Source organism: Aquiflexum sp. TKW24L, assembly GCF_023502205.1.
GTDB lineage: Bacteria > Bacteroidota > Bacteroidia > Cytophagales > Cyclobacteriaceae > Cognataquiflexum.
Map to the genome: position 1 here is coordinate 21,487 of NZ_JAMFLG010000029.1, position 22,362 is coordinate 43,848.

Sequence of the window (22,362 nt, forward strand, 5' to 3'; positions counted from 1 at the left end):
TTATTTTTTCAAAAGGAGAACATATTTAACCATTTCTTCTACATCCGCAGGAGCAAGTTGTGGATGGGATGGCATCATGATTTCACCCCAAGTACCCACATGGCCTTCAATCACATGCTTGGTCAATAAAGCAATGTTTTCAGGTGTGTTTTCATATTTGGCAGCCACATCAGCATAGGATGGGCCTACGATTTTTCTCTCTACCATGTGACAAGCTGTGCAGCCTGCTTCTTTGGTTTTTGCTTGACCTGCGATGAATATCGGGTTGTCTTTGTATTTGTCCTCCAAACTAACAGGAGCTACTGCAGCCGGAGGGGTTGTGACCGCAGACTCAGTGGTAGTGGTTTCGGAAGTAGAACCTCCACCACAGGAGTAAGTCAACGCGGATACGGCTATTAAGCCAAGAGTCAATGATTTAAACAGTTTCATAATATATAGGTTAATGGTAATTTTAAATTCCTAAGATTTTTTTATTGAAGGCTTCATCAGCACCCGCCGCAGCAAAATCATCAAAAGCTTTTTCAGTTACCCTGATGATATGGTCTGCGATAAATGGCGCTCCTTCAAGTGCTCCCTGCTCGGGATGTTTGATGGCACATTCCCATTCGAGTACCGCCCAACCTGAATAGTCGTACTGCGAAAGTTTGCTAAAGATACCACTAAAATCCACCTGACCATCTCCCAAGGACCGGAATCTTCCTGCACGCTGCACCCAGCCTTGGTATCCTCCATAGACACCTTGCTTGCCTGTCGGATTGAATTCAGCATCTTTGACATGGAACATTTTGATTCTTTCGTGATAGAAATCAATGAATTGCAAATAGTCTAGGCACTGTAATACAAAGTGGCTTGGGTCATACAGGATGTTTGCGCGCTTGTGGTTGTTTACTTTCTCCAAAAACATCTCGAAAGTAATCCCATCGTGTAAGTCCTCGCCCGGATGAAGTTCATAGCAAACATCTACTCCATATTCTTCGAATGTATCCAAAATAGGCATCCATCTTTTTGCCAATTCGGTGAATCCAGTATCAACCAAACCAGCCGGACGCTGTGGCCATGGATATACAGTCTGCCACATCAGCGCACCGGAGAAAGTGGCGTGAGCATTCAACCCGAGATTGGCGGAGGCTTTGGCTGCGAACTTCAACTGTTGGGTCGCCCATTCTGATTTTGCTTTGAGGTTACCGGCAAGGTTTGCGGGGGCAAAGCCATCGAAAAGCTCGTTGTAAGCAGGATGCGTTGCTACCAATTGACCCTGAAGGTGGGTTGAAAGTTCGGTGATTTCCATACCTGTGGCATTGACGATGCCTTTGATTTCATCAGCGTAGGTTTTGCTTTCAGCGGCTTTTTGGAGGTCGATCAACCTTCCATCCCAAGATGGAATTTGTACGCCTTTGTATCCGGCAGCAGACATCCACTCACAAATACTCTTCAGGCTGTTGAACGGTGCTTTGTCATCAGCAAACTGCGCCAAAAATACCGCTGGTCCTTTTATAGTTTTCATAGGTTTATTTATTAATGATTAGAAAATTTTAAGATTGGAAAATTGGAAAATTATAATGTTAGAAGGTTTTAAGGTTTCAAAGTTTAGGGGGAGATAACATATGCTTCAAGTGAATTTGGTACTCAGTACTTGATACTTGCTACTAGAATCTTGAGACTTTTTCTTGTCTCTCGCTTCTCAACTCTCGGTTCTCGCCTCTCTCTTCTAATTTTAATATTCTACTGTAAACGGTGTCCATTTCTGATCGGAAGCTGAGCTTGCCAATACATTTTCGATAAAGGCCATCCCCCGGATTCCATCTTCGGCTCCCGGGAAATCCAACCATTCTGCCTTTGGCTCCTCTCCTTTTCTCAAGGCATAAATAGACCTCGCAAAGTTTCTGTAAATATTGGCAAATGCCTCAATATATCCTTCCGGATGTCCGGCTGGGGTTCTAGTATTTTCATTGGCCATGGAGCCTAAATATCCATTTCCAGCACGATATATTTCATCCGGCCTGTCCGACCATCTAAGTCGCAATGTATTGTTATCTTCCTGCATCCATTCCAATCCACCTTTTTCTCCATAAACACGGATTTTGAGGTTATTTTCACATCCGGCGTCTATTTGGGATGCTGTCAGGATTCCAGAGGCGTTGTTTTCAAATCGCATCAAAACTGCTCCATCATCATCTATCGGACGTCCTGCTACTTTGATATCAAGGTCTGCACAGATTTTAGCGACTTTGATTCCGGATACATATTCCGCAAGATTAAATGCATGCGTACCAATATCGCCAAAGCAACCGGCTTTGCCATTTCTGGCAGGATCGGTTCTCCATTCCGCCTGTTTATTTTCGTATTCGAGCAGCTTATGTAACCATCCCTGTGGATATTCCACATAGACTTTTCTGACTTCTCCGATGACACCTTCTGCGATCATTTGCTTCATCTGCTTGATCATGGGATATCCTGTATAGGTATGTGTCAGGCAAAAAAGCTTGTCACTTTTTTTGATGATTTTGTACAACTCCTTGGCTTCATCATAAGTCAGCGTCATCGGTTTGTCCAAGACAACATGGAACCCCGCTTCCAAAGCTTTCTTGCAGGGATCAAAATGTACATTGTTAGGAGTGACGATGCTGATGATGTCGATTCTTTCAGATTCGGGCAAAGCCAGTTCTTTTTGGATCATTTCATCATAGGAGGAATAAACTCTTGATGGATCGAGCATGAGTTCTTCTCCAGCTTGCCGGGTTTTTTCAGGATTACTGCTAAATGACCCAGCGGTAATTTCTATCAGTCCGTCCATCAGTGCTGCACTGCGGTGGATGGCACCGATAAATGCACCCGGGCCGCCACCGACCATTCCCATTTTGAGTTTTTTCTGTGCTGCCATATTTATTTGGGATTATTGTGATTCAATCTTTGATTTATAGGATGAAATTATTTGTAAGATAATTTATGATTTGTTTTCCATGAGAAAAGGAAATAAAATAAATGACCAATTGCAGTAAGATGTTATAAACGGTAAAGCGAGCAACCACATATTTATTTATTTCAACCACGGTTTCGGAAAAACTAAAATTAAGGCAAAATCCCTGAATTTTAAACAGAAAATTGATACTTTTCAGTTTCGTACTCTACGTTTACAAACAAAATAACCACGATTTATGCACGCCAAAACCAGAGCCCAGCTTTCATTCATGATGTTCTTGGAATTCTTTGTTTGGGGATCTTGGTATGTGACTATGGGTACTTTTTTGGTTAACAATCTCGGTGCAACATTTACACAAGTCGGTGCCGCATTTTCCACCCAATCATTTGGTGCCATTATCGCTCCTTTTATTATCGGATTGATCGCAGACAGGTATTTCAATGCAGAGAAAATTCTTGGATTTCTGCACTTGATAGGAGCAGTCCTTCTCTATCTGTGCTATCAGGCCACGAGTTTTGAATTGTTTTATCCATATATTTTCGGATATATGGTGCTTTATATGCCGACTTTGGCTTTGGTCAATTCTGTTTCCTTCAGGCAAATGAAGGATCCTGAAAAAGAGTTTTCTCCGATTAGGGTTTGGGGAACCATTGGTTGGATCGCATCTGGACTTTCTATCAGTTATATTTTTTTATGGGACGAAGTTGGAAATATGTCCGAAGGACTTCTCAAAAACACTTTCCTGATGGCCTCCATTTCCTCAATGATTTTGGGGTTATTTTCATTTACACTTCCAAAAACCCCTCCAAGAGCCAATAAAAATGAAAAGGTCAAAATAGGAGACTTGATCGGTTTGGATGCTTTGAAGCTACTCAAAGACAAAAACTACGCTATTTTCTTTATTTCCTCCATTTTGATCTGTATTCCTTTGGCTTTTTATTTTCAGAATGCTAATCCGTTCTTAGCTGAAATCGGCGTGTCTGACCCTACAGGAAAGATGACCATCGGACAGGTTTCTGAGGCATTCTTCCTTCTTTTGCTTCCTTTTTTCTTCAAAAGATTTGGATTTAAAATGACCATGGTGGTAGGAATGTTGGCATGGGTAGTAAGGTATGCTTTGTTCTCGTTGGGAGACGCGGGGGACGGACTTTACTTGCTAATTATTGGGATAGCACTCCATGGAATATGTTATGATTTCTTCTTTGTCTCTGGACAAATCTATACAGATTCCAAGGCCGGGGAAAAATTTCAATCATCTGCACAGGGACTTATTACCCTAGCAACCTATGGTTTGGGGATGCTGATAGGATTTGCTATCGCCGGACAAGTCACTGATTTATATTTGAATGCAGATGGTACACATGATTGGAAGTCCATCTGGATGATTCCATCGGGTATTGCTATATTAGTGGTACTGATTTTCCTGATTTTCTTTAAGAATGAAACAATGAACAAAAAACCTGAAATTAAACCTCTTGCATCATGACCCAACTCAGTAGAAGAAACAGCCTCAAAAAAATACTCATGGGAACTGTAGCAGCCTCGAGCCTGCCTCTTATAAGCGCCCAGGCCGAAAACCTTCCTTACCAGCTCAAAGGCAATGTCAACCATGCAGTATGTCACTGGCCATTTAATCCAATGACTATCGAGGAGTTATGTATAGAGATCAAGAAAATCGGATTTAATGCCATTGACTTGATCGGCCCAAATAATTGGCACATCCTCCAAAAACACGGCGTAGTCTGCTCCTTGTGCAACGGCGCGGATATGGGAATCGTCAAAGGATGGAATGACCCCAAAAACCATGAACAGTTGATCAAAGGCTATGAAGAGGTGATTCCATTGGTAGCAAAAGCAGGTTATAAAAACCTGATTGCTTTCAGCGGCAACAGAAACGGTATGGATGATGAGACAGGTTTGAAAAATTCTGCCGAAGGACTTAAAAAAATCATGGCCACAGCTGAAAAACACGAAGTGATGATCATCATGGAATTGCTCAATAGCAAAGTAGACCATGCTGATTATATGTGCGACAAAAGTGCCTGGGGGATAGAACTCTGCAAAATGGTAGATTCTCCAAACCTCAAATTGCTATATGACATCTACCACATGCAGATCATGGAAGGTGACCTTATCAGGACAATCAAAAGAGACCATCAGTACTTTGGCCATTACCATACAGCAGGTAATCCAGGAAGAAATGAAATAGATGAAACGCAGGAGATCTTTTATCCACCGATCGTAAAGGCAATATTAGAGACAGGGTACAAAGGGTATTTCTGTCAGGAATTTGTACCAAAGAAGGCGGACAAAATGGCTTCACTTGCCGAAGCAATCAAAATATGTGATTTATAAGTTAAGTAACCTCAACTAATTATTATTATGGCAGAAAATACGTATGACGCTATCGTTGTAGGCTCCGGTATAAGCGGCGGATGGGCAGCGAAAGAGTTGACAGAAAAAGGATTAAAGGTTCTCATGCTCGAAAGAGGACCTAATATAGTACACAAAACAGATTATAAAACCGCAACACTTGCTCCTTGGGAAGTACCTCACCGAGGGAGAAGAACAGTTGAGATGGTAGAAAACCATCCTAATCTTAAAAGGGATTATGTACTGAACGAGCTTAATCTAGATTGGTGGGCACATGAATCAGAGTCACCTTATATTGAAACCAAACCATTCACTTGGTTTAGAGGATATCAAGTCGGAGGAAGATCGTTGTTATGGGGAAGACAAAGTTACAGACTTGGGGATATTGATTTCGAAGCCAACCTCAAAGAAGGCATTGCTGTTGATTGGCCTGTCAGGTATAAAGACCTAGCTCCATGGTATTCGTATGTGGAGAAATTTGCCGGAATATCAGGAAACAAAGATGGACTTGCCCAGCTTCCGGATGGGGAATTCCAACCTCCAATGCCGCTAAACTGCGTGGAAAAAGATGTAGCTGATAGAGTGAAGAAAGCATTTGACGGAAAAAGACTCGTCACTATCGGAAGGGTAGCCAATTTAACCCAACCATTGGAAGGAAGATCCCAATGTCAGTTTAGAAATAAATGCTCCTTAGGATGTCCTTTTGGAGGATATTTCAGTACCCAAGCTTCCACCATGCCTGCTGCAATCAAAACCGGGAACTTGACTTTGAGACCATGGTCCATTGTCACCAAACTGATTTATGACAAAGACAGCAAAAAGGCCACTGGGGTTGAAATCATAGACGGGGAGACGAATCAGACGTATGAATTCAATGCCAAGATCGTTTTTCTTTGTGCATCGGCATTTAATTCCACATCCATATTGATGAGATCTGCGACAGATATTTGGCCTGAAGGCTTGGGCAGCAGCTCCGGGGAATTGGGGCATAATGTGATGGATCACCATTTTAGATTAGGTGCAAATGGAACTGCCGAAGGATACGATGACAAGTATTACTTTGGAAGAAGACCTAATGGTGTGTACATCCCAAGATTTAGAAACATCGATGGAGATAAGAGAGACTATATTCGTGGCTTTGGGTATCAGGGCGGCGCTTCCCGGTCAGGGTGGAGCAGGAATGTCGCTGAAATGAACTTTGGAGCTCCAATGAAGGAAGCATTGAGCGAGCCGGGACCTTGGAGTATGGGAATCACTGCTTTTGGTGAAATCCTACCTTACCATGAAAACACCATCAAACTCAGCAAGGACAAGGTCGACAAATGGGGCATTTCCATCCTAGAGATGGATGCCGAAATAAAGGAAAACGAGAAGAAAATGAGGGTGGACATGATGAATGATGCTGCCGAAATGTTGGAAGCTGCAGGATTGAAAAATGTCAATACTTTTGACTCAGGCTACACTTTCGGTCAAGGAATCCATGAAATGGGCACAGCAAGAATGGGCAGAGATCCCAAGACATCTGTTTTGAATGGAAACAATCAGGTATGGGATGCAAAAAATGTATTTGTCACTGATGGAGCCTGCATGACATCAGCAGCGGCCCAAAATCCATCCTTGACTTATATGGCTCTGACAGCCAGGGCAGTAGATTTTGCTGTCACCGAACTTAAGAAAGGTAATTTATAATCTTTAAAAGAATTGAATCATGGCAATGAATAGAAGAGATGCATTGAAAAGCGTCATTTTGATGATGGGAGGAACAATGGTCGGGGCCAATGTAATCCTGACGGGATGTGCCCCGGAAGACCAAATTGTAGGTTTGGAGTTTTCGCCAAAAGACATAGCTTTCTTGGATGAGATCGGAGAAGCAATCATCCCAACCACAGATACTCCGGGTGCCAAAGCTGTAGGAATTGGTAGCTTTATGGTTATGATGGTAAAGGACACCTATAATGCTGAGCAACAGACAGCCTTTGTAGATGGATTGAATTTTATCCGAAAGGATTTCAAATCATCCAAAGGAAGTGATTTTATGGAGGCTACTTTAGATGAGCGAACCGCTTACCTCAATGAACTAAAAACAAAATCAACAGCAAATTCAGAAGACAAAAATGCAGCAGTGGTCAAAATGCTGCAAGATTTGACAGTTTTGGGATATTTTACTTCTGAGGTTGGTGCTACACAGCAATTGAGATATTACGAAGTTCCTGGCAAATACGATCCTTGTATCGAGTACAAGCTAGGCGATAAGGCTTACGCTATTTGATTAAATCCAAATCTAGAGACTGTCCAAGGACAGTCTCTTCTCCGTTACACAAAAACCCAGTATGAAAAACAGAAGAAAATTTATCAAATTAAGTGCGGCCTTGAGTGCAGGTGCATTTTTACCCTTGCAATTTTGCTCGCCAAAAAAAGAAAGTGACACCCTTATGGAAGCAGAAATAGATGCCCTTCCCGGGATTTTGGACAACTTTGGACTCCAGCTATATTCTGTAAAAGAAAAAATGGCAGAAGACCCTGTAGCGACAATAAAAGCTATTTCAAAATTTGGATACACCCAAATTGAAGGATTCGACGATGGAAAAGGAATTTTTTGGGGTATGAAAAATACCGAATTCAAAAGCCTGACAGATGACTTGGGTCTCGATTTCTTTGCGTCTCACACCGATACTTATGAAAACTTAGAGAAACAGGCTGAAGAGGCTGCAGCTATTGGAATGAAATACCTGATCAATCCTTGGGTGGGACCTCAGAAATCCATGGATGATTTTAAGCGGATCACAGATGATTTTAACAAACATGGTGAAATCTGTAAAAAGCATGGAATCAGGTTTGCCTACCATAACCACGGTTATACTTTTATAGACGTGGATGGTCAGATTCCGCATGATTATATGTTGAACAATACTGATCCAGGCCTGGTAGATTTTGAAATGGATACTTATTGGGTTTATACCGCTGGCAAAGACCCAATAGAATACATCAAAAAGTATCCTAATAGGTTTACATTAGGTCACGTCAAAGATAAATCCGGTGAGCTCGAATTTTCAGAACCCAATGGTTCTACCATTATCGGGACAGGAATAATGGATTTCCCAAGCATTCTCCGGGCGGGAATGGATAATGGAATGGACTATTTTATCGTGGAGCAAGAAAGATTTGATGGAACCAATCCCATGGAAGCTGCTGAAAAAAATGCTGCTTTTATGAAATCATTGGTGTTTTAAAAAGAACGGCCTGCAATATCTTTTGCAGGCCTATTTTTCTATTCCACAAAATTTGATTTGATCGACCTTGAAGTATATATCAACAAGTAAATAATCACAATCAGAATTACCAAAGCAGCTACTTCAAACTGGGCCCATATTTTGGACCTATTTACGATACGTTCAGAGTTAGATGCCAAATTTTTCCCTTCATCCAATTGGATTTGAGATAGTCTCTCAAGATCTAAAATTGCCCGCTCAATCGAGGCATTATATTCTTTTACCTTATTGGCATTGATCCCTGTCTCAGTTGAAAAAAGAGATTGGTAATCTGCTATTCTCAGATTTTCCTGGATAATCTTTTTGAAGTCTGTCAAAAACCCGGCTTCAGCAACCGTCAGTTTAGTATCTTCAAATTCCTTGACAAGGTTCAAAATATCAGTCTCGTAATTACTGATATCTTCCACCACATGGCTATAATCACTCTCAAATTGACAGTGGTTTACCAATAGTTTTATTCTAAAAAGCTTTTCTGAAATGGAAAATATATAGCTCTCAACTACCAATCTATCCTCATAAAAGGAAACGAAAGAATTGCCGAGTTCATTAAAATTTCTTCTTTCGAGGATATTTTTGCCAAAAATCATGATAATCAAAACTGTCAGGATTATGGCTACCTTAAGCTTTCTTCGTTGGGTTATTGTTCTCGACATAGTTTGGGACTTGTAATGAGATAGATTCCAATCCTTACCAACCAATTTTATTAAAGTTGGCAAAGATTATTGGAGAAATTTAAATCGAATTAAATTTTTTAGATTCAAATAACCTAAGATTCCGTGCAATATTTAATTTTTAATCCTTGAGAAAAAAGTAGCCAGGTCAAAAAAAAGAAAAACCTCCCTAATTTGAGGAGGTCTTGGTGATCCCGCTGGGATTCGAACCCAGGACCCATACATTAAAAGTGTATTGCTCTACCAGCTGAGCTACAGAATCAATTGTTTTGCTCTACCATCCCGATAGTTATCGGGATACGGAATCATTCAAATAACTGAATTGAAATTCTCTTTAATAAATTGAGCATCCCCTCAGGAGAGATGCTCATACAGTCTTTTCGTGATCCTGTCAGGAATCGAACCTGAAACCTACTGCTTAGAAGGCAGTTGCTCTATCCAATTGAGCTACAGGACCGGTAATTAAGTCGGGGTGGCAGGATTCGAACCTACGACCTCCACATCCCAAATGTGGCGCGATACCGGGCTACGCTACACCCCGAACTGTTTCAATCTATTTTGAAAAACCCTTTGATTTCTCAGTGATCCCGCTGGGATTCGAACCCAGGACCCATACATTAAAAGTGTATTGCTCTACCAGCTGAGCTACGGAATCATTTGTTTTGCTCCACCGTCCCGATAGCTATCGGGATAAGGAATCATTTGTTTTGCTCTACCATCCCAATAGCTATCAGGATAAAGAATCATTTGTTTTGCTCTACCGTCCCGATAGCTATCGGGATACGGAATCATTTGTTTTTCCTGACACTTCGATATTTCTAGGTGGGGAATCAGTTACGATTTGATTTGTTTTTTTTTAAATCATTCCCGTAATTGGAGTGCAAATTTAAGCCTCTGATTTTAAAATGCCAAACCTAAACCGAATCTTTCTCACAAAATTTATAATATTTTTATTCGCTTTTATACAAAGCTTTAATTGTCAGGCCAATATATCCAAGCTCCAAAAAGCAGATTCTTTGTTTTCTACGAAGAATTACCAAGAAGCAATGTTAGTTTATGAAGATTTGCTTAGTAATGAAGAAACTTTCTCGCCGGCAATGCTTTTGAAGATGGCTTTTATATCCGAAGGAAAGGGTGATTATTCAAGCGCTAGCTTCTTTTTGGCAAAATATTATGACAAAAATCCCCACCAAAGGGTGATAACAAAAATTAAATCCTTGACCGAACAAGCAAACTTAATCGGCTATGAATTGGATGACAGAGATCGACTTTTCAAGTTTATATCAGATTTCCAAACCGAACTTGCAAGCACGTTTTCTTTTTTATTATTCCTATCTCTGATTCTTTTGTTCGTCTTTAGGTTGAAAGCCGATAAACCGATGTATTACCTACCTACAGTTATCTTAATCGTGTTGGTATTTGTAATCAATAATTTCCTTTCAGAGCCCAAAACAGGTATTGTTACAGGAAGTCCGACGCTGATCATGGACCAACCAACTGCCGGGGGAAAGCTGATTCAAGTCGTAGAGCCAGGCCATAGGGTTATCATCAAATCCACCAAAGACGTGTGGTATGAGGTAACTTGGGGAGAAAAGGTAGCATTTGTCAAAAAGGACAATATCACGAGATTATAATCCTAAAAATCCAAAGGTTCAAGATTTTTGAAATGCCCATTCATTTGGATTTTTTTCTTGGCAATTTCGATTTCACGCAAAACCGGGATTATTTTCATCATGTGAGTAGTAAGAAACTTGATTCTATCTGATTCCTTTGTCATCAGCATAAGTTCATATTCTTCTGTCAGATTTAATCCGAGTTTATGGGCATAAGTAAAGGAATTGATTTTAAGAGGAATTATTTCAATATGGTACTCCATCAACCTGAACAGCTCCTTTAAGTAAAAAATAAATTCTGCATAATGGTTTTCTGCAACTCTGGGGTCATTGTCATAAAAAATCACATTACCGCCGGCATATAATTTATCTTTCATGGGATTTTCAAAGGAAAGCATTTCGAAAATTCTCCTGCCCCGTGTTTTGATATCCATCCTACCATCATCATATTTCATAGTCACCTCTTCCAACTCCACCTCAGTGCCAAATGGCATTAAGTTATCGATATATACTGCAATCCCAAAGGCACTCTTTGTAGCTAAAACATCCTCAATAAGCTGTTTATATCTTGGTTCGAAAATATGGAGATTCAATTGTTCGCCTGGGAATGCAACAAGCTTTAAAGGAAATAAAGGCAGATAATGGTCCATATCTAACTAACCTGTGGGATTGGATTTGGTTTGCTATAATTACAAAACCTCTTTTTTAGATTACGGATTTACAGTTATTTGGGTAAATTATTTAACAAAAAAGGCTGTCCCAAATTTGAGACAGCCTGTTTCCGCAATGCATTTTATCCCTTAAGATTTGCTTGCAATATAGGTCAATAGGTCTACGACTTTGTTGGAATAACCCCACTCATTGTCATACCAAGCAATAACCTTCACGAAGGTATCACTCAATTGGATACCTGCTTCTGCATCAAAAATGGATGTTCTTGGATCTCCGTTGAAATCTGTTGAAACCACTGAATCTTCTGTATATCCTAGTACACCTTTCATAGTGGTTTCAGATACTTCTTTCATTTTAGCACAAATTTCTTTGTAGGTGGCAGGCTTCTTCAATCGTACAGTCAAATCTACCACTGATACGTTTGGAGTAGGCACCCTAAATGCCATACCTGTCAATTTGCCGTTCAATTCAGGAATAACTTTTCCTACTGCCTTGGCTGCACCTGTGGAAGACGGAATGATATTTTGGGCAGCGCCCCTACCACCTCTCCAGTCTTTGGCCGATGGTCCATCAACTGTCTTTTGGGTAGCTGTGGTAGCATGCACTGTCGTCATCAAGCCCTCCTCAATTCCCCAGTTGTCATTCAATACCTTGGCTATTGGCGCAAGGCAATTGGTAGTACAAGAAGCATTGGAAACAAACACCATGTCTGAAGTATAAGAATCTTCATTTACTCCCATCACAAACATCGGGGTGTCGTCTTTGGAAGGGGCTGACATGATTACCTTTTTGGCACCAGCATCGATATGCCCTTGTGCAGTTTCTTTGGTAAGGAAAATCCCAGTCGATTCTACCACGTAATCAGCACCTACTTCTCCCCACTTAAGGCTTGAAGGGCTTTTTTCTGATGATACTCTTATTTCGTTTCCGTTCACTACCAATTTGCCATTTTTCACTTCAACACTCCCGTCGAATCGGCCATGTGTAGAGTCATATTGCAACATGTAAGCCATATAATCTACATCGATAAGGTCATTGATAGCCACGACCTGAACATCACTTCTGCTCTGTGCTGCTCTAAAAACTAATCTACCGATCCTTCCGAATCCGTTGATTCCTACTTTAATTTTGCTCATAGTTATTTAATTTATTGTTGTACTGGTTAGTATCCAAAAAGAAAATTTGAAGTTTAAAATTTCATCTAATTCTATTGGTTCAATAATTAGATTGGGTTAAAATTACCAAATATATCTTGCTCCCCAAAATTATTAAAGCTTTGAAAATGAACATTTTAAAATAACTTCAAAATACAATCGATTGCGAAAAACCACCTAAAATCAAAACTCTGATAATCAGAAGAATAAATTTTTATGTGAAATTTTTGATCAAGGTTTCAACACTTGACTGACATCAAGGCAGTTACAAAAAAAAAGCGACCGAAGCCGCTTTTCATAACTTATTCAAAATCAGATTTTCTCTAATATATCGTTGAAGGTTTTGCTTGGTCTCATGACAGCGGAGATTTTAGCTTCATCAAGTTTGTAATAACCGCCAATGTCAACTTTTACCCCTTGAGCATCATTTAATTCGGAGACGATTTTAGACTCATTTTCCAGGAGTTCCTTGGCTACAGGACCAAATTTGGTTTTGAGATCCAAGTCTTTGTCCTGTGCTGCCAAAGCTTCCGCCCAATACATTGCCAGATAGAAATGGCTACCCCTGTTGTCCAATTCCTTTGCGTCACGGGATGGAGATTTGTCATTCTCAAGGAATTTGCCTGTGGCTTGATCCAAAGTCTCCGCCAATACTTTCGCCCTTTCATTAGAGAAAGTATCTCCCAAATGCTCTAATGATACAGCCAAAGCCAAGAATTCGCCCAAAGAATCCCATCTAAGGTGGTTTTCTTCAATCAATTGCTCCACATGCTTTGGTGCAGAACCACCCGCTCCGGTTTCAAAAAGGCCACCACCATTCATCAATGGAACAATTGATAGCATCTTGGCGCTGGTGCCCAATTCCAAAATCGGAAACAAATCTGTCAAATAATCTCTCAATACATTGCCTGTAACCGAAATAACATCTTTGCCAGCTTTGATTTGCTCCAAAGAGAATTTTGTAGCTGCAGCAGGTGTCATGATGCGGATATCCAGTCCTTTAGTTTCAAAATTGGGGAGATATTGGTTTACTTTTTTGATGATTTCAGCATCATGGGCTCTATTTTCGTCGAGCCAGAAAATGGTAGGAACTCCGGTGGCTTTTGCACGATTGACAGCCAATTTCACCCAATCTTGCACAGGCGCATCTTTGGTCTGACACATTCTCCATATATCTCCTTTTTGTACCTGATGTTCAATCAATAATTCCCCTGACTCAGACACAACCTTAACGACTCCATCGGCCTCAATCTCAAAAGTCTTATTATGCGAACCGTATTCTTCAGCTGCCTGCGCCATCAATCCAACATTGGGCACACTTCCCATTGTAGATGGATCGAAAGCACCGTTTTCCCTACAGAAATCAATTGTCTCCTGGTAAATTCCCGCATATGCACGGTCAGGAATTACCGCTTTGGTATCTTTCAATTTCCCTTGTTTGTCCCACATCTTACCTGATGTCCTGATCATCGCAGGCATAGACGCATCGATGATGACATCACTAGGCACATGCAGGTTTGTGATTCCCTTGTCTGAGTTGACCATGGCCAATTCGGGACCATCAGCAAGACATGCTTCTATATCAGCCGCAATTTCTTTTTTCTTATCAGCAGGTAAGGACGATAGCTTCGCTACCAAATCTCCAAAACCATTATTCACATCTACGCCAATTTCTTTCAGAGTAGTTGCATGTTTTTCAAAAACCGGAGCAAAGAAAACTTTTACTGCATGACCAAAAATAATCGGGTCAGAAACCTTCATCATCGTGGCTTTCATGTGCAGGGAAAACAAAACACCTGAGGCTTTTGCATCTTCGATTTGCTCCTTAAAAAATTGTTTCAAAGCCTTTACACTCAAAACAGAAGCATCAATAATCTCTCCTTTTTGCAAGGCAAGTTTTTCTTTCAGTTTTACCACATTACCTTCCTTGGTATGCAATTCAATATTTATGGAGCCTGCATTTCCCAAAGTGACTGATTTTTCACTTCCATAAAAGTCTCCGTGACTCATACTTGCAACGTGGGTTTTGGAGTCTGAAGACCACTTACCCATGCTGTGAGGGTTATTTTTAGCATATTGCTTCACTGCCAATGGTGCTCTTCTGTCAGAATTCCCTTCTCTTAGGACCGGATTGACAGCACTTCCTTTTACTTTATCATATTTTGCTTTTACAGCTTTTTCATCCTCGCTTTTTGGATCATCCGGATAATCGGGTAAGGCATATCCCAAACCCTGTAATTCTTTGATTGCTGCTTTCAACTGCGGCATGGAAGCCGATATATTCGGCAATTTGACAATATTCGCCTCCGGCAAAGTAGCAATGCTGCCCAATTCCAACAAATCATCCTTAATCTGCTGCTCAGGTTTCAAAAACTCCGGAAACAAAGCGATTATCCTTCCGGACAACGAGATATCTCTTGTCTCCACCACGATTCCGGCAGAATCTGTAAAGGCTTTTACAATAGGTAACAAAGAATAGGTTGCCAAAGCGGGGGCTTCGTCAGTCAGAGTATAAAGAATTTTAGCTGTTTTTGTGGTCATCTTCAATAGCATGAGATAGGTGTAACAATTAATAAATGAAAAAGCACATGGTCCCAAAATTGTATCCTGAATAATCGGCTTCAATCCAAAATGACATGGGTGGCTTTTAAAATTCCGCCTAAATTAATCAATTTATTGCGGTTTCAAATAAGGATTATACCAAGGGGAAATCAGGAAAAAGAAAGGGCAAATCCCGTGTGATGCATTAAAAATTCTCCCTTAATCCCCATAAAAATCAGGTTAATTCAAACCCATCAGCATCCATCCAAGCAGGGAATTTTATTCGGTATTCCTGCAGGGAATTTAGGTCAAAGTCAACATAAAGTATTTCTTCTTTATTATCAGAAAAAGTTAAAGCTTCTCCTTTGTAATTATAAGCTGCTGAATGGCCTGAGTACAGGACACCATTTCCATCTTCACCTATTCTATTGACTCCTATGACAAAAGAGAGGTTTTCAACTGCTCTTGCCTTCAGTAATATGTCCCAAGCATTGATTCTTGGGCTCGGCCAACTTGCCACATAAAAAAGAAGGTCGTATTCAAGTTCGCTTGCGTTTACCCTATTTCTGGACCAAACAGGAAACCGAAGGTCATAGCAAATCTGCGGCATGATTCTCCAACCTTTCCATTCAAAAATTTTTCTTTCCCTACCCATGTCAAAATGAGCATCTTCCTCCGCCATCCTAAAAAGGTGTCTTTTATCATACCAGTCAACTTTCCCATCCGGTGAAACCCAAAGTAAGCGATTGTAAAAACTTCCCTTTTCTGCCACTACCATACTTCCTGTGACAACTGCCTGAGTTTGGGCCGCTATCTGTTTCATCCATTTTGTGGTGGTGAAATTCATGGGTTCACTTACGTTATGAACATCCATTGTAAATCCTGTATTGAACATTTCTGGAAGAATGATCAAGTCGGCTTCGTAGTCGAGGTTCAATAACTTTTCCTCCAGCATTGCCATATTGGCTGTTTTGTCCTTCCAAAAAATGTCAGTCTGAACCAAGGCAATTTTAAGCGAAGTTGAAGTCATTGGGAGATTAGGTATTGGGTTCTTATTTCAATGGATAAACCATCCTGTAATCAGTGGAAACTTTTCCTTTACTGATGTCTACGAGTTTGCTTTGAACCATCCTTTTCTTGAGGCCTTTGAGATAGTCAATAAAAAGAATCCCTTCCAAGTGGTCATATTCATGCTGAATGACTCTTGCTGTCATTCCTGAAAATTCTTCTTCCTTGAGGTTCCAATTTTCGTCAAAATACTCCAAAGTGAGTTTTTCCGGTCGGATTATCTCGGCCCTTATATCCGGGATGCTTAGACAGCCTTCCTCAAAACTGTAATCATCTCCGTATTCATCCAAAATGATGGGATTGATAAAAACTCTTCTGATTCCTTTTTCCTCATCTTTCTCGTCGAGCATCAAGGTACTGTCAATTACAAAAAGCCTGATGCCTTTATTGATTTGGGGAGCAGCCAATCCCACCCCACTGGCATTGTCCATGGTTGTGAACATGTCCTGAATCAATTCATTGATGTTTTCACCTTCATGGATTTCTTCAGCCTCTTTTTTGAGGATTGGGTTTCCATAGGCGACTATTGGATAAATCATATTTGTTCTAAGTAAGATTGGAGGATGATGGCAGCACTGATTTTATCTAAATTTCCTGCTTTTTCTATTCTGTCTTTTTTCTTGCTCCCCATGGCAATCATGCTTTGCATGGCCATTTTGGAGGTGAAACGCTCATCAACAAAAACGAGTTTCTTATCGGGAAATAATTTTGAAAGCCTCTCTTTGAAGCTGATGACTTTGGGTGTCATTTCATTTGGATTCCCGTCCAAATGCTTCGGGTAACCCAAGACAATGGTTTCCACATCTTCTTTTTTGAAATAGGCTGTAAGAAAATCCAAGAGCTTGTGGGTTTCCACCATTTCAAGGGGATTGGCGAGCATCTTGAGCGTATCCGTAACTGCGATACCCGTTCTTTTGGTTCCCAAATCAATGGCTAAAATTCTCCCCATCAGTTATTTCGGATTTGTTTTTTTACTTTTCTAAGCACTTCCTTTTCGAGCTCAATGGCCTTAGGAAATAGCAGCTGATCTTCAATCTGTGCATGAACTCTCAACTCCTTTTCAAAAACCTGCAGTTCATTGTAGAGCACCTTCATGCTGATGGGAGCATCTTCGGGCAAAAAGTATTCTTTGGTCAGTTTTCTGATCCCTTCCATTTCATCATCATGGGCATCATGCGCTTCAGAAAGTAAAGTAATAGGGCTTTTTTCCAAAATATGAAGGGCATCGTTGAGTCGGTATTCATCGGATTCAATTTGATGCAACAACTTGATTCTATTAAACAGTCGGCTTTCCTCTTCGTGAATGTGATGAATAAAATCATCCACAAAAAGAGGAAACATAATCCTTAAATCAGCCAAAATCGGAGAGTATGCCTCTTCTTGGACTTTTATGCCAGAAATCATATTGGACAAAAAAGGCAATTCCTGTCTCACAAAAAAGTAATGCTTCCTTTTAAGGTAAGATACAAGGACTTCTATCGGATGAAAGTATAATTCTTCTGAGGTTGGTTCTTTTATTTTTGCCCAAGATTCAAGTTCATCGATCAGGTGTTGGGGATTTATTTTAAACTTTTTGCAAACTTCAAAAAGGGAATTGTGTTCATATTGAAAAAAGCTGATACCGAAAAAATGAAGGACAGCCGCAAACACATAATTCTCGGAAACGAGTTCTTTGATGGGGCTTTTTTCGATATCTTTGGAATCAAACATGTTTGCAAAATTAAGGTAAATTAACCAATAACACTTAGACTATTGGCCAAAAATGAATTTATTGCATGAATCAAAACGAAATGGCCCAAATATCAGTTTACTAGTATACTTGAAATAATTCCATTGCTAAAATAGAACAGAATTTACTAACCGGAGGATATCGTGAGCGAAATCAAAAACACCAAACAACAGATAAGATTGCCATTAATTTTGGCATTGGCCATTTCTGCCGGCATCTGGATAGGAGCCACCTTTGCAGAACCAAAAAGTGACACCAATGACCTCAAAGCGGCTATTTACAAGCTTCAGGAAATAATCACCTACATCAACCGGGATTATGTCGACAGTGTCAATACAAACGAACTCGTAGAATTTGGCATTGAAAAAATGCTGGAGAAACTTGATCCGCACTCTACTTACATCCCTGCAAGAGATGCTACTTTGGCAAAATCTGAATTGGATGGTGAATTTGACGGCATCGGTGTTGAGTTTGGTATAATCAGGGACACCATATATGTAGTCGCTCCATTGACAGGAGGACCTTCAGAAAAACTTGGAATCCAATCCGGAGACAAAATCATCAATGTGGATGGAAAGACTGTCGCAGGTACAGGAATCACCAACCGCGATGTTTTTGACCTATTGAGAGGACCTCGAGGAAGTAAAGTGGTCGTGGATATCAAAAGAAAAAATCAAAATGACCTGATCAGCTATGACATCATCAGGGACAAAATCCCCCAATACAGTATCAATGCCACATACATGGTAAATGATGAGGTTGGCTATATCAAGGTGACAAGATTTGGGGCCACCACCCATGAAGAATTCAAAAAGTCAGTGACTGAACTGAAAGAAAAGGGAATGAAAAAACTCATCCTCGATCTTCAAAACAATCCGGGCGGATACATGGGTGCTGCAATTAATATTGCGGATGAAATCCTGAATTCAAATTCACTGATCGTATCTCAAAAAGGAAAATTAAATAGATACAACCAAAAAGCTTACGCTGTGAAACCCGGATTATTCGAAGATGGATCGGTTATAGTCCTGATCAATGAGGGAAGTGCTTCAGCATCAGAAATTGTTGCCGGTGCTTTGCAGGACAACGACCGAGGTCTGATAGTGGGAAGAAGGTCCTTTGGCAAAGGATTGGTACAAATGCCGATAGACCTTTCAGACGGTGCGGAGTTGAGGCTTACAATTGCTCGATATTATACCCCTTCAGGCAGGTCTATCCAAAAACCATACGGATCTGATGAGGACTATAGCAAGGATTTTACCAACAGGTTTGAGCATGGTGAATTCTTTTCTGCAGATAGCATCAAATTCGATGACAGCTTGAGATACGAGACTGTTTCCGGAAGGTCTGTATTTGGAGGAGGTGGAATCATGCCTGACTTCTTTGTTCCATTGGACACCACTATGGCAAGTTCTTATGTGAATAGACTTTTCAATTCGGATTCTTCAAGGGAATTTATCCTTGATTATCTTGAAAAGAACAAGAAAAAATTTGACGGTATGAGTTTCGAAGATTACTATAAAAAATACCAAATCTCAGAAGAAATGCTTCAGGATTTGGTTAAAGTAGGCGAAAGAAACAAAGTGAAATTTGACGAAAAGGATTTTAAAAAGTCAAAAGATTATCTTAAAGTCCTGATGAAAGCACATATGGGAAGACAGATTTATGATGACAATGCCTTCTATAAGATAATCAATGACATCAATGAGGTTTACCTTCAAGCATTAGGACTATTTGACGAGGCAGAAAAACTTGCATTTTCTTCCAAAGACAAGAAGGAAGAATAAGATAAATCAACTTTAAAATGGGGTCTAAACAACCCCATTTTTTTTTGACTCTTGCGCAACGACTTACCCGTAAAATCGGAAAAATTTAATAAAAGCATTACCTTCAGATATACCAAACCCAAAATCCTATGAGAAAGCCTATTGCTTTGGCGTTGATTATTTTCATCTTGCCGATCATCTCCTCCACCCTTATGGCACAACAATCAAAAATCACACATATCGCTGTCTATGTCAAAGAACTGAAGAGAAGCAGTGATTTTTATAAAAACATATTTCAGTTTCCTGAAATAGAAGAGCCATTTAAAGATGGGCTTCATACATGGTTGAATATTGGCAATAACTTGTCACTGCACATTATCGAAGCGCCATGGGAACCTGTCACCATCAATAAGATCAATCATATCTGCTTTAGTGTTACTAATATGGATTTGATCATTGCCAATCTCAAAAAGCAAGGAGTTGAATATGAAGATTGGCCAGGAAATAAAAATTCAATCAATGTAAGACCTGACGGGATCAAACAGATTTACGTGCAAGACCCTGATGGATACTGGATTGAAATCAATGATGAGTATTAAAAGTACCTAGACAATAGTTGACAGTCCATGGCCCGCTATAAGGAAGTTCAAGCCGAGTTTATGTGATTTCAAAATGTATATTCACTTAAAAAAAAATAGCTTGTTCACAATTATGAGCATATAATATCCACTCAAAAAAAATAAAGAAGTGCCGTCAAAGAAGCGTATAACCATTAAACAAAAACACCCCTTCCAAAATTGAAAGGGGTGTTTTTGTTTTAAAGGAATATTGGATTAGAATGTAAATCCAAGAGAAAGTTGGTATCCTCTGTTGTAAACATCCACATTGCTATTTTTGAATACAGGACTCAATCCGTAATTATAAGAGGCTTGAATGTTCAAACCTTTGGGAAGGTTGTAACCAACTCCCAAAAGCATACCCATATCAGTGCTTCTTACTGATTCAGTGTCAAAAGCGACCGTAGAACCAAATAAATCTCCTTCAAATTTGGATGAAGTAAGAAAAGATACCTGCGGTCCTAAAAATATATTCAATCCGTCAGTTACGTACAACCTTAATAAGACAGGAATGTCGACGTAATTCAAAACTGCTCTTGAATTAGCAAAATCCTCATTTTGGGTTCCTTTGATTGAATAAAATACTCCAGGCTCAATGGCTATAGAACTTCCAAGAAAGAATGTATTGTACAATCCGACATGATAACCTATCCGATTGTCATAATCATTATTGGAAGCATCTTCTCCCCCAAAGCTGAAGAAGCCTGCACCGGCCCTGATTCCAAGTCCACCCTTTTTGTCGGAATCCTGGGCTTGTAATTGTAGGGAAAATGCTAAAAACAAAGCGAAAATTAACGATACTTTTTTCATAAGAAATAATAATTAGTTTCTAGACAAGAGTCCAATACCATGCCAAATAAGCCCAAAAACCTTTAAAAAGTAGAAAATGATTAACTCAGGTGATTATTACTTTATCTATATAACTGGAATTCATGACTCCTAATGCACCCATATATTTCATGTTGAACTTGACAAGATCTCCTACCTTATATCCCTTGGGATTACGGCCCAGATTAAGAATCAACATATCAGAACTAGCACCCAAAATCTCAAACTCTTCGTCATTTGGAATGAGGTACTTGGGATCGATATCCAGCAATCCTATATCTAAGATCGCCCGAAAAGAAGTCCTTCCATATAAACTTTCATCTATTTCCACTATTTCACCCTGAGGATTAGCCGCCAATGTACCGGTAGGCAGTAAAGACTTTTCCTGCATTTCTATGATTTCGGCATTCAGTTCGAATACATCAGGGTGCATTCCTTGGATTGTTTTTTCTTCGAAAAGGTCTACACCAAAATAAAGGGTCTCCCCTACCCTGAAATGGTTAATCCCTTTGGGAAGTTGTCGGGTTTTGATCAATGGAATGGTAACAGAAGTACCTGCCGAAACCCAAGGGATTTTCTTGTTGAATTTCAGTTCAATAATCTGCTTATACAATGAAAGTTGAATCAATTTATCCGAAGAGGGCATCACGCCATTAAGGCAATTCAGATTAGTGCCCAAACCAATAATTTCGATATTTGGCAGTTCAAAGATCTGTTCGTAAAAATCGACAATATGCTCACCTACAACTCCTTCCCTGAGATCTCCTGTTTCCACCATGATGATAACCTTGTGGTTCTTTGATTGATTTTTTGCTTCTTCAGAAATCCACCTGATGGTATTCAATTCACTGTTTAGACTCACATCTGCATACTTGACCATTTTGGGAATATTTCGTTTCGAAACAGGCTTTATGTACACAGTTTGGATATCTGGGGCAATCTCCTTGACTTTTGCAAGATTGCTGATCCGTGAGTCGTGGATTTCATTAACACCGAGTAAAATCAGTTCTTTGAGGAAAGATCTATTACCGCATAATAATTTTGATACAACACCCCAAGAGATATCATTATCTTCGAATATCTGCCTAAGGAAAGAAAAATTTTCTTGTAGCTTAGTTCTGTTTAAAGTCAAAAATGCCAT

The 22,362-nt window shown here is 39.9% G+C and carries 22 protein-coding genes and 4 tRNA genes; 9 read left to right on the forward strand and 17 right to left on the reverse strand.

Annotated features, from left to right (window positions below; translation table 11 throughout):
* The 3 genes from M3O96_RS16570 to M3O96_RS16580 all read right to left on the reverse strand — a co-directional run bounded on the left by M3O96_RS16570 (position 1) and on the right by M3O96_RS16580 (position 2,881).
* Complete coding sequence (locus tag M3O96_RS16570) at positions 1–429, reverse strand: c-type cytochrome (RefSeq protein WP_249722399.1); 429 nt, start codon at positions 427–429, stop codon at positions 1–3.
* 22 nt (positions 430–451) lie between these two features.
* Positions 452–1,504: a sugar phosphate isomerase/epimerase family protein gene (locus M3O96_RS16575; RefSeq protein WP_249722400.1), complete on the reverse strand. Its 1,053-nt coding sequence runs from the start codon at positions 1,502–1,504 to the stop codon at positions 452–454.
* Between the two features lie 210 nt (positions 1,505–1,714).
* Positions 1,715–2,881, reverse strand: a complete 1,167-nt coding sequence (locus M3O96_RS16580) for a Gfo/Idh/MocA family protein (protein WP_249722402.1) — start codon at positions 2,879–2,881, stop codon at positions 1,715–1,717.
* 274 nt (positions 2,882–3,155) lie between these two features.
* On the opposite strand from M3O96_RS16580, the gene M3O96_RS16585 reads away from it, so the two are divergent.
* The 5 genes from M3O96_RS16585 to M3O96_RS16605 all read left to right on the forward strand — a co-directional run bounded on the left by M3O96_RS16585 (position 3,156) and on the right by M3O96_RS16605 (position 8,523).
* Entirely contained in the window at positions 3,156–4,406 is a 1,251-nt protein-coding gene (locus tag M3O96_RS16585; protein WP_249722404.1) for a nucleoside permease, read from the forward strand.
* On the forward strand, positions 4,403–5,275 hold the full coding sequence (locus M3O96_RS16590; RefSeq protein ID WP_249722406.1) for a hydroxypyruvate isomerase family protein: 873 nt from the start codon (positions 4,403–4,405) through the stop codon (positions 5,273–5,275). The genes M3O96_RS16585 and M3O96_RS16590 overlap by 4 nt, the downstream gene beginning before the upstream one ends.
* Before the next feature lie 27 nt (positions 5,276–5,302).
* The gene (locus M3O96_RS16595) at positions 5,303–6,982 is read left to right on the forward strand and encodes a GMC oxidoreductase (protein ID WP_249722408.1); all 1,680 of its coding nucleotides are present in this window, start codon (positions 5,303–5,305) and stop codon (positions 6,980–6,982) included.
* Positions 6,983–7,001: 19 nt separating this feature from the next.
* A complete protein-coding gene (locus M3O96_RS16600; RefSeq protein ID WP_249722410.1) occupies positions 7,002–7,562 on the forward strand; it encodes a gluconate 2-dehydrogenase subunit 3 family protein in 561 nt (186 codons plus the stop codon).
* Positions 7,563–7,623: 61 nt separating this feature from the next.
* The gene (locus M3O96_RS16605) at positions 7,624–8,523 is read left to right on the forward strand and encodes a sugar phosphate isomerase/epimerase family protein (protein WP_249722412.1); all 900 of its coding nucleotides are present in this window, start codon (positions 7,624–7,626) and stop codon (positions 8,521–8,523) included.
* A gap of 38 nt (positions 8,524–8,561) precedes the next feature.
* On the opposite strand, the gene M3O96_RS16610 is transcribed toward M3O96_RS16605, so the two are convergent.
* From M3O96_RS16610 to M3O96_RS16630, 5 genes are all read right to left on the reverse strand, one after another.
* Positions 8,562–9,215 carry an MCP four helix bundle domain-containing protein gene (locus M3O96_RS16610; RefSeq protein WP_249722414.1) on the reverse strand — a complete coding sequence of 218 codons (654 nt, stop codon included), beginning with the start codon at positions 9,213–9,215 and terminating at the stop codon, positions 8,562–8,564.
* 204 nt (positions 9,216–9,419) lie between these two features.
* Positions 9,420–9,495: transfer RNA gene (locus M3O96_RS16615), tRNA-Lys, on the reverse strand.
* A 121-nt stretch (positions 9,496–9,616) separates the two neighbouring features.
* Positions 9,617–9,690 (reverse strand) — tRNA-Arg (locus M3O96_RS16620).
* A gap of 10 nt (positions 9,691–9,700) precedes the next feature.
* Positions 9,701–9,774: transfer RNA gene (locus M3O96_RS16625), tRNA-Pro, on the reverse strand.
* A 41-nt stretch (positions 9,775–9,815) separates the two neighbouring features.
* Positions 9,816–9,888, reverse strand: a tRNA-Lys gene (locus M3O96_RS16630).
* A 7-nt stretch (positions 9,889–9,895) separates the two neighbouring features.
* Here M3O96_RS16630 and M3O96_RS16635 point away from each other — a divergent pair.
* Both M3O96_RS16635 and M3O96_RS16640 read left to right on the forward strand, forming a co-directional pair.
* Complete coding sequence (locus tag M3O96_RS16635; RefSeq protein WP_249722416.1) at positions 9,896–10,078, forward strand: hypothetical protein; 183 nt, start codon at positions 9,896–9,898, stop codon at positions 10,076–10,078.
* 171 nt (positions 10,079–10,249) lie between these two features.
* Positions 10,250–10,867, forward strand: coding sequence for a tetratricopeptide repeat protein (locus tag M3O96_RS16640; RefSeq protein ID WP_349630854.1), 618 nt, complete (start codon positions 10,250–10,252; stop codon positions 10,865–10,867).
* A gap of 2 nt (positions 10,868–10,869) precedes the next feature.
* Here the strand turns inward: M3O96_RS16640 and M3O96_RS16645 are convergent, their stop codons facing one another.
* From M3O96_RS16645 to M3O96_RS16675, 7 genes are all read right to left on the reverse strand, one after another.
* A complete protein-coding gene (locus M3O96_RS16645) occupies positions 10,870–11,496 on the reverse strand; it encodes an LON peptidase substrate-binding domain-containing protein (RefSeq protein WP_249722420.1) in 627 nt (208 codons plus the stop codon).
* Between the two features lie 150 nt (positions 11,497–11,646).
* A complete protein-coding gene (gene gap, locus M3O96_RS16650) occupies positions 11,647–12,654 on the reverse strand; it encodes a type I glyceraldehyde-3-phosphate dehydrogenase (RefSeq protein ID WP_249722422.1) in 1,008 nt (335 codons plus the stop codon).
* A gap of 330 nt (positions 12,655–12,984) precedes the next feature.
* A complete protein-coding gene (locus tag M3O96_RS16655) occupies positions 12,985–15,213 on the reverse strand; it encodes an NADP-dependent isocitrate dehydrogenase (protein WP_249722424.1) in 2,229 nt (742 codons plus the stop codon).
* Positions 15,214–15,448: 235 nt separating this feature from the next.
* Complete coding sequence (locus tag M3O96_RS16660) at positions 15,449–16,243, reverse strand: amidohydrolase (protein WP_249722426.1); 795 nt, start codon at positions 16,241–16,243, stop codon at positions 15,449–15,451.
* Positions 16,244–16,265: 22 nt separating this feature from the next.
* Positions 16,266–16,820, reverse strand: a complete 555-nt coding sequence (def, locus tag M3O96_RS16665; protein WP_249722428.1) for a peptide deformylase — start codon at positions 16,818–16,820, stop codon at positions 16,266–16,268.
* On the reverse strand, positions 16,817–17,230 hold the full coding sequence (ruvX, locus tag M3O96_RS16670) for a Holliday junction resolvase RuvX (protein ID WP_249722430.1): 414 nt from the start codon (positions 17,228–17,230) through the stop codon (positions 16,817–16,819). The genes def and ruvX overlap by 4 nt, the downstream gene beginning before the upstream one ends.
* Positions 17,230–17,991: a hemerythrin domain-containing protein gene (locus tag M3O96_RS16675; RefSeq protein WP_249722432.1), complete on the reverse strand. Its 762-nt coding sequence runs from the start codon at positions 17,989–17,991 to the stop codon at positions 17,230–17,232. Before M3O96_RS16675 ends, ruvX begins: the two co-directional genes overlap by 1 nt.
* Positions 17,992–18,153: 162 nt before the next feature.
* Between M3O96_RS16675 and M3O96_RS16680 the strand changes: the two genes are divergently transcribed.
* Both M3O96_RS16680 and M3O96_RS16685 read left to right on the forward strand, forming a co-directional pair.
* A complete protein-coding gene (locus tag M3O96_RS16680) occupies positions 18,154–19,797 on the forward strand; it encodes a S41 family peptidase (protein ID WP_249722433.1) in 1,644 nt (547 codons plus the stop codon).
* A gap of 128 nt (positions 19,798–19,925) precedes the next feature.
* Positions 19,926–20,375 carry a VOC family protein gene (locus M3O96_RS16685; RefSeq protein ID WP_249722435.1) on the forward strand — a complete coding sequence of 150 codons (450 nt, stop codon included), beginning with the start codon at positions 19,926–19,928 and terminating at the stop codon, positions 20,373–20,375.
* A 234-nt stretch (positions 20,376–20,609) separates the two neighbouring features.
* On the opposite strand, the gene M3O96_RS16690 is transcribed toward M3O96_RS16685, so the two are convergent.
* Both M3O96_RS16690 and M3O96_RS16695 read right to left on the reverse strand, forming a co-directional pair.
* Complete coding sequence (locus tag M3O96_RS16690; protein ID WP_249722437.1) at positions 20,610–21,203, reverse strand: porin family protein; 594 nt, start codon at positions 21,201–21,203, stop codon at positions 20,610–20,612.
* Between the two features lie 85 nt (positions 21,204–21,288).
* Positions 21,289–22,362 carry an alanine racemase gene (locus M3O96_RS16695; protein ID WP_249722439.1) on the reverse strand — a complete coding sequence of 358 codons (1,074 nt, stop codon included), beginning with the start codon at positions 22,360–22,362 and terminating at the stop codon, positions 21,289–21,291.

What these genes read in the sequence shown, in the direction of transcription:
- M3O96_RS16580 (WP_249722402.1), bottom strand. Translation starts at nt 2,881, where the DNA reads ATGGCAGCACAGAAAAAACTCAAAATGGGAATGGTCGGTGGCGGCCCG.
- M3O96_RS16595 (WP_249722408.1), top strand. Translation starts at nt 5,303, where the DNA reads ATGGCAGAAAATACGTATGACGCTATCGTTGTAGGCTCCGGTATAAGC.
- M3O96_RS16590 (WP_249722406.1), top strand. Translation starts at nt 4,403, where the DNA reads ATGACCCAACTCAGTAGAAGAAACAGCCTCAAAAAAATACTCATGGGA.
- M3O96_RS16575 (WP_249722400.1), bottom strand. Translation starts at nt 1,504, where the DNA reads ATGAAAACTATAAAAGGACCAGCGGTATTTTTGGCGCAGTTTGCTGAT.
- M3O96_RS16660 (WP_249722426.1), bottom strand. Translation starts at nt 16,243, where the DNA reads ATGACTTCAACTTCGCTTAAAATTGCCTTGGTTCAGACTGACATTTTT.
- M3O96_RS16675 (WP_249722432.1), bottom strand. Translation starts at nt 17,991, where the DNA reads ATGTTTGATTCCAAAGATATCGAAAAAAGCCCCATCAAAGAACTCGTT.
- M3O96_RS16585 (WP_249722404.1), top strand. Translation starts at nt 3,156, where the DNA reads ATGCACGCCAAAACCAGAGCCCAGCTTTCATTCATGATGTTCTTGGAA.
- M3O96_RS16605 (WP_249722412.1), top strand. Translation starts at nt 7,624, where the DNA reads ATGAAAAACAGAAGAAAATTTATCAAATTAAGTGCGGCCTTGAGTGCA.
- def (WP_249722428.1), bottom strand. Translation starts at nt 16,820, where the DNA reads ATGATTTATCCAATAGTCGCCTATGGAAACCCAATCCTCAAAAAAGAG.
- M3O96_RS16685 (WP_249722435.1), top strand. Translation starts at nt 19,926, where the DNA reads ATGAGAAAGCCTATTGCTTTGGCGTTGATTATTTTCATCTTGCCGATC.
- ruvX (WP_249722430.1), bottom strand. Translation starts at nt 17,230, where the DNA reads ATGGGGAGAATTTTAGCCATTGATTTGGGAACCAAAAGAACGGGTATC.
- gap (WP_249722422.1), bottom strand. Translation starts at nt 12,654, where the DNA reads ATGAGCAAAATTAAAGTAGGAATCAACGGATTCGGAAGGATCGGTAGA.
- M3O96_RS16695 (WP_249722439.1), bottom strand. Translation starts at nt 22,362, where the DNA reads ATGGCATTTTTGACTTTAAACAGAACTAAGCTACAAGAAAATTTTTCT.
- M3O96_RS16570 (WP_249722399.1), bottom strand. Translation starts at nt 429, where the DNA reads ATGAAACTGTTTAAATCATTGACTCTTGGCTTAATAGCCGTATCCGCG.
- M3O96_RS16655 (WP_249722424.1), bottom strand. Translation starts at nt 15,213, where the DNA reads ATGACCACAAAAACAGCTAAAATTCTTTATACTCTGACTGACGAAGCC.
- M3O96_RS16600 (WP_249722410.1), top strand. Translation starts at nt 7,002, where the DNA reads ATGGCAATGAATAGAAGAGATGCATTGAAAAGCGTCATTTTGATGATG.
- M3O96_RS16690 (WP_249722437.1), bottom strand. Translation starts at nt 21,203, where the DNA reads ATGAAAAAAGTATCGTTAATTTTCGCTTTGTTTTTAGCATTTTCCCTA.
- M3O96_RS16610 (WP_249722414.1), bottom strand. Translation starts at nt 9,215, where the DNA reads ATGTCGAGAACAATAACCCAACGAAGAAAGCTTAAGGTAGCCATAATC.
- M3O96_RS16645 (WP_249722420.1), bottom strand. Translation starts at nt 11,496, where the DNA reads ATGGACCATTATCTGCCTTTATTTCCTTTAAAGCTTGTTGCATTCCCA.